Origin of the sequence: Cellulophaga baltica (assembly GCF_018861125.1) — a bacterium.
Taxonomy (GTDB): domain Bacteria; phylum Bacteroidota; class Bacteroidia; order Flavobacteriales; family Flavobacteriaceae; genus Cellulophaga; species Cellulophaga baltica_A.
The window spans coordinates 303,676-316,973 of record NZ_JAHKQN010000015.1; the positions used below are offsets into that span (position 1 = coordinate 303,676).

The 13,298-nt window shown below is 31.3% G+C and carries 7 protein-coding genes; 3 read left to right on the forward strand and 4 right to left on the reverse strand.

Annotated features, from left to right (window positions below; all coding sequences use genetic code 11):
• Positions 1–933: 933 nt before the first annotated feature.
• Positions 934–3,180: a DUF7133 domain-containing protein gene (locus KO500_RS07590; protein WP_215955920.1), complete on the reverse strand. Its 2,247-nt coding sequence runs from the start codon at positions 3,178–3,180 to the stop codon at positions 934–936.
• A gap of 361 nt (positions 3,181–3,541) precedes the next feature.
• Here KO500_RS07590 and KO500_RS07595 point away from each other — a divergent pair, with 361 nt between their 5' ends.
• Positions 3,542–6,358 (forward strand): TonB-dependent receptor, encoded by a 2,817-nt coding sequence (locus KO500_RS07595; RefSeq protein WP_215955921.1) that lies wholly within the window; start codon positions 3,542–3,544, stop codon positions 6,356–6,358.
• Positions 6,359–6,385: 27 nt separating this feature from the next.
• Here KO500_RS07595 and KO500_RS07600 read toward each other — a convergent pair whose 3' ends face one another.
• From KO500_RS07600 to KO500_RS07610, 3 genes are all read right to left on the reverse strand, one after another.
• Entirely contained in the window at positions 6,386–6,724 is a 339-nt protein-coding gene (locus KO500_RS07600) for a heavy metal-binding domain-containing protein (protein WP_215955922.1), read from the reverse strand.
• 219 nt (positions 6,725–6,943) lie between these two features.
• Positions 6,944–8,341: an NAD-dependent succinate-semialdehyde dehydrogenase gene (locus KO500_RS07605; protein ID WP_215955923.1), complete on the reverse strand. Its 1,398-nt coding sequence runs from the start codon at positions 8,339–8,341 to the stop codon at positions 6,944–6,946.
• 25 nt (positions 8,342–8,366) lie between these two features.
• Positions 8,367–9,107 (reverse strand): SDR family oxidoreductase, encoded by a 741-nt coding sequence (locus tag KO500_RS07610; protein ID WP_215955924.1) that lies wholly within the window; start codon positions 9,105–9,107, stop codon positions 8,367–8,369.
• Between the two features lie 162 nt (positions 9,108–9,269).
• Here KO500_RS07610 and KO500_RS07615 point away from each other — a divergent pair, with 162 nt between their 5' ends.
• Together KO500_RS07615 and KO500_RS07620 are read left to right on the forward strand one after the other, a co-directional pair.
• Positions 9,270–10,754 carry a BCCT family transporter gene (locus KO500_RS07615; RefSeq protein ID WP_215955925.1) on the forward strand — a complete coding sequence of 495 codons (1,485 nt, stop codon included), beginning with the start codon at positions 9,270–9,272 and terminating at the stop codon, positions 10,752–10,754.
• 92 nt (positions 10,755–10,846) lie between these two features.
• Positions 10,847–13,231, forward strand: a complete 2,385-nt coding sequence (locus tag KO500_RS07620) for a T9SS type A sorting domain-containing protein (protein WP_215955926.1) — start codon at positions 10,847–10,849, stop codon at positions 13,229–13,231.
• The last annotated feature ends 67 nt before the right edge of the window (positions 13,232–13,298 follow it).

The window sequence follows — 13,298 nt, forward strand, 5'->3', positions numbered from 1 at the left end:
GTTCTAAAGAGTAAAAAGCATCGCTCACCCTTCTCATTTTTTTATGGACTATTAATAAGTTGCTAGTTTATTTTGTAAATGAAATTAACTTCACACTTAAAGTATTACATGATTTTGGTTGATTAAATATAGACCTTAATTAGATAGAAGCTTTATGAATTCACACAAACATTCAAGTATATAATCTTGTTTATTTTTTCTAATTTTTCCCTAAAATAGCGCATTAACATTTTTTTATACCAACTTACTGATTACTAGTATTCTTTGGTAGATTGCCTAAAAAAGTAACTTAAAAATGTTGCATCTTTGAAGTAAGAAATTATTAAAAATAATTTTTTGATTGAGTTAATATTGAGTTTGAGTTAGTTGTAAAAGCCCTGTATGGAGATACAGGGCTTTTATTCGTTTATAGCCCAAATTAAACATTTTCTACGGGTTAAATTATTCATTTATAGACCATAAAGCAGTTTTACTGATTAATACTGCTAATTCACTGAAAGTTGAAAAAAGCAATCTAAATAAATCCCATCTTTGAAGTATACAATATAGCTTTGGTTGAGTTAATATTGAGTATGAATTGGTTATAAAGCTCCGTGTTCTTTCACGGAGCTTTGTGTTTTTTACATCACTTTGTAGCTAAAATCTCCTTAGCTATTTTTGAACCCCATAAATTATAGTAATATTAACAAGTTAACACCATTTTTAATGTGTTTGCTGATATTATTGATTCATTCGTTGATAGTTGTAAAAAGTAACTTAGATATGTTGCATCTTTGAAGTAAGAAATTATTAATATAATTTTTTGGTTGAGTTAAAATTGAGTTTGAGTTAGTTGTGAAAGCCCTGTATGGAGATACAGGGCTTTTATTTTTTTATAAAAAAATAGTCAAGCAATTAAACCTGACTATTTTAATATTTAAATTCTGAATTAAATTATTTTTTTTCTAATTTTTTAAGATCATCAAGAGTCCAGTAATCATCTCTATCTTTTGATTCTTCTCTGGCTTTTTTTACATTTCCGTTTTGTACAGGGCCAACATCATTCATAGCTCTAACATAAGTAAGAACATCGGCAATATAAGCATCGCTATTATCACCTAAAGGCATCATAATACCATATTCTTTACCCTCAATAGGGCCAATAAGTCCGTTTAATAATATTTTGCTTAGAGTAGATTTATTACCCATTACACGTTCACTACCAATTAATGATGGAGCTACTAACGAACCATCTTCCATAGCAAAACCTTGTAAGTCTGCACCATGGCATGTAATACATAATTGTTTGTAGGAGTCATAACCTCTAAGAATACTCTTTTTAACTCGTAATCCTTTTTTTTCTACACGCTTTTTTAATTTAGCGTACTCAGAATCATCTTTTCGTAAGCCTTCTTTAGTAGCGTGTGCTATAATTTCATTATCAGCATAATATTCGCTAATAGCGGTTAATATTTCTGTAGCGGCTTTATCAGGACTGTAACGTAAACTTAATGCAACTTGGTTAATTACATTAATACTGGCATCATTAGCTAATTCTTCTAAACTTGCAAACAAATCAGTATCACCAGCTTTTAAGAAAGTTTCACTAAGTCTGATAGCAGTAATACGAACACGAGGATCTTTATCAGTAAATTTAGTTTTAATAAGATCTTTGTCAATAACGCCTAAACCTTCTAAGGTCCAAAGGGCATGAACACGACCAACACCTAAATCTCTATCATCATCAAATAAAACATCAAAAATTGATGAATTGTTTAATGCGTAATCTTTTAGTTCTTCAACTACAGATTGGTCGTCTTTTAAAATAATTAATTTCTGCGCCGTATTACGATACCAACCGTTAGGGTGGCTTAAATACTCAATTAGTTCCGAAGCACTTTTGCCTAATAATTTAGGTTGGTTTGTATCTGGCTCAATATCTTCATGTACAATTCTATAAATTCTACCTTTTCCAACATTTTTATCAAGCTCTTTATGAACAATTACAGGGCGTATAGAACTTCCTTTTCTTGTCCAATTACTTTCTTGGATAATGCCACGATACATATCAACAATATACAAAGCGCCATCAGGACCTGTTTTTGCTTGTATAGGTCTGAAATTTAAATCTGTTGAAGCCATAAATTCAGCTTCATCATAAGCATTGTATAAGACCTTTTTTCCATCCTCATTTTTAACTTTTGCTCTTCTAATAAGTCTGCCTACTGGCTCAGGAATAAATAAATCTCCATAAGTTGATGGAGGCAATTTGTGACCTCTAAATAATTCTTGACCAGCCACCCCTGTAAAATGATTTAATGTACCATCTTCTCGTAATTTACTAGGTCCACCTTGTACATCAGGTGTACCAACTATTGGCCATGGTTGTACAAAACCTTCTGATAACCTGTCTTTTAAGTTGTATTCACCATATACAGCAGGTTGTTGAAAACCATAAGCAGGATTTTCACTACCGGCAGCAGAATAGTACATAATTCCTAAATCATCTTGTGTTAAGCCCCATTGTCCGCCTGGCATTCCCATTAAAGAATCAATTACGACTTTACCTTTTTTAAATTTAAATCGAATAGGGTTATAAGTTGTATAAACCCAGTTATCAAGGTTCCAAAGTAAACCACTTTGTTGGTGTTCTAAATTACCACCTCTACGGTTTTCATTGTAGTATACACGTTTTTTTTCATCGGCAACACCATCACCATCAGTATCTTTATAACTCCATAAATCGTATGAATACGTCTCATTAACAATCAATTCATTTTCAAGCGGTAAAATCATTCTTGGTAATAAAAGGCTGTCAATAAAAACAGTACTTTTATCCATTTTACCATCTCCATCAGTATCAACTAACAATTTAATTTTACTTACTGATGTATTGGTACCAGTACCATCAACATCTTGCATATACGTATTCATTTCGGCAACATACATACGACCGTCTCCGTCCCATGCAATAGTTACAGGTTCATCAATCATAGGTTCACTGGCAACTAATTCCACTTTATAACCTTCAGGAAGATGAAATGTTTTCATACTTTCTTCTGGAGTCATAAAAGTTGCAGGAGCATCTTTTATAATTTCTGGTTTTTCGTATATTTTTTCTGAATACGTTTTTTGTTCTTTTTTACAGCTTAAAATTAATACAGGAACAAGAGCCAAGTAAAAAGCATTTTTAAATTTCATTTAGTCTAGTCTAGTTTAAAATAGATATTATGGTTTGATAGTTTCTGGTCACTAAATTACTATAAGTTACTGTACATTAGGTTAATATTTGAAAGGTTGATAATAACTTATAGCCCTCATTTCTATAACTTATGATTCATTTAGTTTTTCAAGCTAAATATTGGGTTTTAAATATATTTTTTTGAATAAAAACGCACAATTTTTTTAGACGAACGCCAACAATTGAAACTTGAATAGAAGTAAAATTTAGATTTGAAAATTACACTTTTTTAATAAATGTTAATAAAATCTTAAATAATATTTTTTTATAAATTTCTTTCTCTTTTTTGCATCAAACTAAACTAAAATAGCACCAATTATTATGTCTTTATTTAAAAAATATGCTTTTTTTCTGCTTATTTTATTTTATTCATCTACAATTTTTTCTCAAGCTTCGTTTAGTGGTAAGATTAATGATAGAAACGGAAAACCAATAGTTGATGCTTCAGTTGTGTTAAATGATAAAAATTTTTACGCAATTACAGATTGGGATGGCAATTTTAAAATAACAGAAATTCCTTCAGGAATTTATGAAGTTAGTATTAGTCATTTAGGGTATAAAACTTTACAAACAAAAATCAATTTTTTAGACGAAGGTATTAAGCAATCATTTGTTTTAGAGTCTGATTATTTAGATTTACAAAATGTTATAGTAACAGGTACTTTTGATCCTAGAACTCAACTAGAATCTAGTACATCAGTAAGTGTTTTAAATTCTAAAAAACTACAAACAATTTATCCAAAAGGTACTGCAAGCTTACTACAGAACATCTCAGGTACTTTTGTTGATGCTGCTGCAGGTGAAGTATTTACAAAAGTATACACTCGTGGAATTTCAGCTTCAGCAGAAGATGATTTAGGTTGGTATTATATTTCATTACAAGAAGACGGTTTACCAGTAAGCTTAACGCAACATTCTTACATTAGTCCTGATATTTTTTATAGAGCAGATATTTCTACTCAAAAAGTAGAAGCTTTACGTGGCGGAAGTGCTTCAATTACAGCCATGAATGCTCCTGGAGGTATCTATAATTTTATTTCTCACGGAATTTCAAATGAATTTGAAGGAGAAGTACAATTATCTGGTGGTTTACAAGGTGACCAAAATGGATTATACCGTATAGATACTAGAGTAGGTGGTGCAATTGGTAATAATTGGTATATAAATGCCGGTGGCCATTATCGCTATGATGAAGGCGCTCGTAACACAAATTTTACCTTTGGAAAAGGAGGGCAATTTAAATTTAATTTGATTAAAAAACTTGATAAAGGTTATTTAAAATTCTACGGTAAAATTTTAAATGATAAAACAAATAGGTGGACAGGTGTTGCGGCCACGAATTGGGATAACCCGACAGCAGCATTTGGTCAAGATTTTGGATCAACCTCTTTATTAATGCCAAGTTTTAATGGAGCAATTCCTGATGTTTCAAATATAACATCTGGAGCTACAAATAGTTTTGATCCATCACAAGGTGTTCATGCAGAAGATTTAGCTTTTGGAGTTGATTTTTTATACGAATTAGGAAATAATTGGACACTTAAAAATAACCTTAAGGTTTCATTAAAAGATGCAAATTGGCAAACATCAATTAGTAATGCTTATGTGTCATTAGACAATCCTTTAGCGTATTTTATTAGTGGAGCAGGTTTCCCAGTTGGAGAAGTTGTTTTTACTGATGCTGTAACTGGTGAAGAAGTAGCTCGTGTAGATAATACTGGTATTCTTACTGGTGGTGAAGCAACTTATTTAACAGATGGTACTTTACCTAATGATGGAATAATGGGAACTTCAGCTTGGTACAAAAAAAGTAAAGCTGATGAGTTTATGAATCAGTTTATTTTGAGAAAACAATTAGAGAAACATGATATTACTCTTGGTTTTGATTTAGGTTTTTCTGATAATTCAATTTTTACACAAGGTACTTTTGGGTTTACAACTTATGAACCTAGTCCGAGAATGTTAAGTGTAACCCTTGAAAATTCAGGGTCACCAGTAATTGCATTATCAGATGATAATGGATTAAGTAATTATGGAGGATTATTTTTTGAAAATGCAAGAGCTAAAGTTAGTCAAGTAGCTACTTTTTTAAATGACCGATGGAAAATTGCTGATAAATGGTATTTAGATTTAGGTGTACGTACCGAAAATATAAATCATAAAGGAAGTAAAGATCGTTATGAGACACTTTCGCAAGATGGTGGTTTTGATGGAGATGAAGCTACAGCATATGATAATGGAGTTTTAGTGCCAACTGGTGAGCAAGATGAATTTAATTTTACGTATAATTATATATCTTATTCAGCTGGTGCGAACTATAAAATGAATAATAATACAGCTGTATTTGGTCGCTTTTCAAGAGGTAATAAAGCTCCTGAATTAGACTATTATTACAATAATTTTACAAACGTTCCAATTAATCAAAAAGGCGAAATTCAGAAGATAACTCAAGCAGAATTAGGGTTTAAATATAGTGGTACTAATTTTTCATTTACAAGTACCGTTTTTTGGAGTCAATTAGAAAATATAAGGTCTACTAATTTTGAATTTGATGAAGATTCAAATAGTGTATTTTATACACCATATCAGTTCAATACTTCAAAAACATTAGGGGTAGAATGGGAGAGTATTTATGCTCCGTTCAACAATTTTTTGATAAAATTTGATGGAGTATTACAAAACCCTAAAGCTTCAAAATGGACTGTTTATGATGCAGCAGGTTCAGCTGATACTTCTGATGATTCTATTACAGATTATTCTAAAAATACTTTAGCATATAACCCTAAAATAATGTTCAACCTAAGTGCCGAATATCAAAAAAATAAACTATCTCTATTTTATAAATGGCAATTTATGGGAGAACGTGAAGGTAATGTAGCTAATGCATTTCAATTAGCCCCTTACAGTACATTTAAAGCAGGAGTTGGTTACCAAATAACAAATTACTTGAAAGCAAATTTATTGGTAGACAACATTTTTAATTCTGAAGGACTTACAAACTTTTTTGGTGCGAATAGTTTTGGCGCAAGTGCTAATGGGGTTACAAGTGATTATATAACAGAAAACCCTGATGGAAGTTTTATTGTTGTACCTGTTTTACCAAGAAGTAGTTTATTAAAACTTAGTTATACTTTTTAAGTGTTTTTTTACTCTTAATTTGAGAATTTATAAATGTTCATTGCAATTAGCACAATCACATTCATCACCTTCGCATTTACATTTACCGTTCTTATGGGCTTCACATGTAACCATTTTGCTATGTTCTTTACAATTAGCGCAAGCACATTTATCACCTTCACACTTACAGTTTCCATCTGTATGAAAATCACAGGTAATAGTGTCATTATCTATAACAAGTGCTAAATCCATTTTACATGCAGGACAAATTCCAGGTTTGTTGTAAATTTTACCATTTTCACAATCCATAGGGCATTTGTATTCCGTTGTTACTTCAGTCTCAGAAGAATTTTCTGTTGTGCTCTTTTTTTCTTTACAAGAATTCATACTGAAATTAATAAAGAATATTAGAAATAATAATTTTACTAAAAGCTTCGTTTTCATAGATTTAATATGTTGTTGTAGTACAATAAAATATTTGCACTAAGATACTTTAAAAAAGTATTGGAGAAAATTAATCTATTTTATTAGTGTTTTCTTGTTAAAAACAAAAGCACCCTTAAATTAATTAAGGATGCTTTTGAGATTATGAATTTAAATGGCAAATTAATCTTTAATTCTCATAATTGATTTTACATTAACGAACTCCTTCATTCCAAAACCACCATGTTCTCTACCATATCCAGAATCTTTAACACCACCGAATGGCATCATAGGTTCTGCTGTACCAAATGAATTTATAAACACCATTCCTGTATCAAAATGTTGTTCGGCTAATTCAATGGCTTTCTTTTCATCTTTAGAGAATATACCACCACCAAGTCCAAAACGGCTATCATTAGCAATGCGCATAGCATCTTCATTGTCTTTAGCTTTTATTAATGATGCGACTGGTCCAAATAACTCATCATCGTATGCAGGTTGCCCTTCTGTTACGTTAGCTAAAACAGTGGCAGGATAGAAAAAGCCTTCTCTATTAGTTTTTTCACCACCACATAAAATCTTGGCACCTTTTTCTACACTTTCTTGTACTTGTTCATGTATTTTATCTCGCAAATCTTCACGAGCCATTGGGCCTAATTCTGTTTCATCTAATTTAGGGTCACCTAATTTTAAAGCTTTCATTGCTTTAACAAACTTTTCTTCAAATTCGTCATAGACGTCTTCAGTGGCTACAAAACGTTTTGCTGCAATACATGTTTCACCATTATTATAAATTCGGCCCGTTATACTTTTCTCTACAGCCAAATCTATATCAGCATCATCAAGTATTAAATAAGCATCATTACTACCCAATTCTAGAACTGTTTTTTTAAGAGCCTTACCTGCTTTTTCGGCAATTTTTTCGCCTGCAACAGGACTACCTGTTAATGTAACTCCGCGTACTAGTTTATGATTTATAATTGCATTAGATTGTTCGTGTTCAATAACTAAAACAGAGAATAATCCGCTTGGCAAACCTGCAGTATCAAAAATATCTTTTAGTAATTTTGCAGTACCTGTTACATTAGAAGCGTGTTTTAATAAAATACTATTTCCAGCAATTAAGTTTGCTATGGTATAACGTATTACTTGGTATGAAGGATAATTCCAAGGTTGGATACCGTAGATAATTCCCATCGGTGAATAGGTGATTACACCCTTACCACCATTTAATAAAGTACGTTCTTCATTTTTTAATTCTTTAGGCGCATTTTCTGCTGTGTATTTACAAATCCCCGAACATATATCAACTTCTTGGTTACTCTGTTTTAAGAGTTTACCCATTTCATCAGTCATTAACGCAGCTAATTCTTTCTTATAATTCTGCAGTTCTTCACCAATTGCAGCAATTACTTTTGCACGCTCTTCAACCGTTTTTGTTTTCCATTTTAAAAATGCTTCTTGCGATTTTTGAATAGTCTCTTCAACTTGACTATCCGTCATATATTCATAAGAACTTATTTCTTTTCCTGTAGTTGGATTTATAGTTTTGAAAGTATTTTGTTTTGTTGTAGTACTCATAATATTATTATTTTAAATTTTAAGATTATTGTTGCTCACTTGGTACGATATAAACATCATTAATGTTTACTCTATTTGGTTGAGTCAACGCATAATAAATGGCATTTGCAATGTCTTCCGCTTCAAGCGCTTCCATTTCAAACATTTTTTCCATTTGTTCCTTCACATCTTCATCGGTAATTGTACTGGTAAGATTTGTAGCTACAGCACCAGGTTCAATTGAAGTAATATTAATTCCGTATTTAGGAGCTAACTCTTGACGTAAACCTTCTGAAAACATTTTTACAGCCGCCTTTGTTGCACAATACACTGCTCCACCAGGGAAATAGCGGTGTGCTGCCATTGAAGAAATATTGATAATATTACCACCTTTATTAGCTTTTAATTCAGGTAAGACTGCCGCAACACCGTTTAATACTCCTTTAATATTCACGTCAACCATTTTATTCCATTCATCTGTTTTAAGTTTTTCAACAAACGAAAGTGGCATTAAACCTGCATTATTAATCAAACCATTTACGGCGCCAAATTCTTCTTTAGTTTTAGAGACGACACTTTCAAAATCTTCACTTTTAGTTACATCACCAACAACTACTAATGCTTTACCGTTGTTTTTTTCTATTTCAGTTTTTAAATCATTTAAGTCATCTTCACTACGAGCCATAAGAGCTACTTTAGCTCCATTTTCAGCCAATTTATGTGCTGTTGCTTTACCAATTCCGCTTGATGCTCCTGTAATTATAATTACTTTATTATCTATTTTCATATGTGTTTGTTTTTGAGAATCAAATTTATGAATGGTAATTAAGTTTAATTGACTAGATGCATTTTAGATTTGATTGATATGCGAAACAGGAAAAGTTAAATTTCTAATTGTTAATATAGACTCTTATATTTTCTATTTTTACATAAAAACAATTGCATACCTATGTTAAAGTTTATTTCTAAATATTTTGTTTTAGTTGTTTCAATAGGCATACTGTTTACAGGTACTTTATTTGTGTTTTTTACAACAGAAACAAGTTATAATGCTATTGATAGAGCTTCATTATGGGTGCGAAATTATTTTGGTTACTTTTATTTGTATTTAGGTTTTGGTTGTGTCATTGGATTATTCGCCGTTGCTTTTTCTAAATATGGTACTATAAAGTTGGGCAAACAAACTACTAAACCAGAATATTCACTTTGGTCATGGATTGCTATGTTGTATAGTGCTGGAATGGGTTCAGGTATCTTATTGCGTGCAGTACAAGAGCCTGTATTTATGCAACAAAATCCACCATTTAAATCAAGTATACCAGAAACTATATTAGCTTTAGAATTTACTTTTTATCAATGGGGTTTTACGGCTTGGGCTTTTTATGGGCTTTTTGCCGTAATTGTTGGTTACGCTTTACATGTAAAGAAAAAGAAAGTTAAAATTAGTGCAACAATTGACGATCATTTAAAGAGCAAAATTTTAAGAGGTGGTGTAGATATTCTTACTATAATAACAACTGTTTTTGGGCTAATAGCGGCAGTTGGTTTAGGAACTACTCAGATTAATGGAGGACTTAATCATATTACTAATAGTGATTTTGGCTTACTGACGACTATTTTGCTTTGCGTTTTAATTTCAATAATAGCTTGTTATTCTGCTTGGCAAGGAGTTAATAAAGGAATAAAAATTTTTTCTAAACTAAACATTATTGTCACATTTATTATTTTAATACTTGTATTTGTTACTAATGATATGAGAAGTATTTTAGTTTCGTTTGCTACAGCTACATTTTATTATATTATAGATTTTATTCCAATGAGTTTGGCAATAGGTTCATACAATCCTGGATTAGAGTTTTTAACAGGGTGGACTTTTTATTATTGGGCATTTTGGCTAGCTTGGGCTCCATTTACAGGAATATTTATAGCTCGTATATCAAAAGGACGAACTATAAGGCAACTTTTACTTGGTGTTTTAATAATTCCATCAATAGGTACATTTTTTTGGTTTTCAGTTTTTGGTACTTCAGCCTTTAGTTTAATTGAGCAGTGGGGAGTTTATAATAATGAATTTGGAAATGTATTTTCTTCTATATTTATATTTTTTCAGCAATATCCATTTGCAACTTTTTTAAACATTACTTCTATTTTTTTATTAATTAGCTTTTTAATTACTTCGGTTGATTCGGCGGTATTCGTATTAAGTATGTTTACAGATAATGGTTCAAAAAACCCTAAAAAAGCACACCGTTTAATTTGGTCTGTATTTATATTGTTAGCGACTATAGCCATAGTACTCTTAGGAAATATTCACGCAGAAATAGATGTATTACAAGCAGTACAACGATTACTAATTGTTACCTCGTTACCTTTTTCTTTCTTTATCATAATTATGTTCGCATTTTTTATAAAAGATATAAAAAAGAAGCTATAGTGGTTTATGTTTAAATATGTGATCTAAATACGTAAACTATTCGTAAATAGTAAGAGAATACATTTAACCTACTTTAATTTTAAAACATTCCCATGTCAAAAAAATTACTAACTATTCTTTTGTTATCTATATTTTATACTTCATTAGCACAAGATTTTACAGATTCGGAACAAGGTTTAAGGGCAGATTGGATGCGTGGTTCGTTAGGTTTACTATGGCTTCCTGAAAATAATTTCAATGGCAATATAGAAGGAATTTCTATTGAACCATTTTTAACACAAATAGAGCATTTAAGAACAATTGATTATATACAACTCCCATTAACAAGCCCTAATATATATTCTCCTGTTCATGTAGCACCACATTCTATTCTTGAAAGTCTTTGGGAAGAAGATAGGGATGCTGATGGATTCCCGATTAATTTAATAGTACCAAGAGAATCAACTGATGACCCACTTTTAAATTGGTTAATTGCAGTTAGAGAAGCGGGATTAAAGACAGAAATTTATGTTAATTCTTATAATTTATTAGCACGAATACCAGAAAATATACCAGATGCTTATCCTGATATTTCTGAACGATGGCAAGACTATTGTGATACAGATACTATTGTTCAAGAATTTATAAATAGTCAATCATACCATAGTGATGATGAACATGATCGTCGTGCATATATGTTCTGTTATGCAGAGTTTATTTTAAAAGAATATGCGTTGCGTTATGGAGATTTAATTGATGCTTGGTGTTTTGATTCTGCCGATAATATTATGGAAACAGAATGTGGTGATGATCCAAGTTCAGAGCTTGTTGATGATCAACGGATTTATCAAGCATTTGCTGATGCGGTACATGAAGGAAACCCTAATGCGGCAGTATCTTTTAATAATAGTGTTGGCACAGCCAATCGTCCATTCACAACACCAACCCTATTTGATGATTATACTTTTGGGCATCCTTTTGGAGGAGCAGGAGATATGGTAGAAACAGAAAGTTTATATACGCGTAATTTTGGTATATGCGAATATATGAATGAACACAATGGTTTGCCTTTTGCAACTACAGATACAAGAGATTGGAATGATAATGTTGTTGGGCATTTTTTTCCTAAACAAAGTACAACTTCATGGAATTCAGGTGCAGTTGGTTGCTTAACCGATGAAGAGTTTGTAGAATGGAATACTGTTGGTTTAATTAATGGTGGAGCAATTACTTGGGGAACTCCACTCATTATAACCAACCTTGAAAATAGGTATGCACAAGAAAATTTAATACTTCAAGAATATGCACTAAACCAGTTAGAGCTTTTAGAAGAAAATTTAAAAGAGTTTCAATATCCAGGGGCGCCAAATTGGTCAAGATCATACACAATTTTACAAGATGCTTATTTTGGAGTGCCGTATTCACAAACCTTAGTTGAGGGTGTTGATTTTTGGGATCCAGAAGGGGACGAAATAATAAATATTAATTTAATAGACCAACCAGATTGGTTAAATATTGAAGAAACAGAACCAGGTATATGGACATTAAGTGGTACACCCACAGAAAACTCCGTAGTTGATTATGAATTTACAATACAAGCTTCAGATGCGTCAGGTAGCAGAGAAAGAGTTGTAGTATTAAGTGTATTAGGAGAAGAAACAGAAACTATACTTAGTTCTGATGTACAAATTCAAGCTATAGCTGATACAAATTATGGAATTGACAGTATAGCAACAATGGTTTCTGAAACTCAAATAGCTCCAGATGGTTTGGCTACGTATCAAATTTCAATTGAATTAACACCCTCTACAGGTAATGCAATAGTTTCAGGAGAATCAGGTGGTACATCTACTAGTAAATCTTTTGCAGTCGGAACTACTAATAACGATAATTTATTTACAGGCAGTAATTATGAATGGATAAATAATATTAATAACATTCAGATTATAAATTTTAATGCTAACGGAGGTATTTATGATATAGATGATATTACAGTATCTTTTAAATCAATAGTCATTGTAAATGCACAATCAACCAATGATAGTGTATCATTAGGTTTTGAAGATTTAATTATTACCTACGGGAATACACGCTCTAATACTTATGAATTAGATTTAGAATCTTTAACTGGAGGTATCGTGGTAAATTCATTTTCAATAGGTACAGGAAATACTTCTGAAACCAATAAATGGTCTATTGATGGAATTACTGTAAATGTAGACTTTACTGTTAACAACACACCAAGTACTAATCTAGATTTAATTGATAATCTTGAAGAAATATCAATACATCCTATTCCTACAGATTCGGAAATAATAATTGAAGGGGCAACAAATTCTATTATCCAAATTTATGATATGCCAGGAAGACTCTTATTAACAAAAAAATTATTAACGGATAGTGAAGAAGTTGATTTAAGTCATTTATCTAGCGGAACATATTTTATACAGGTTTATGGAAATCAGGAAATTATAGGTGCTAAAATTTTAAAAGAATAATTAGGTTAAATAATAATGATCAAGTATTAATAAATTATCATAATTCGCTTACTACTACTACTACTAC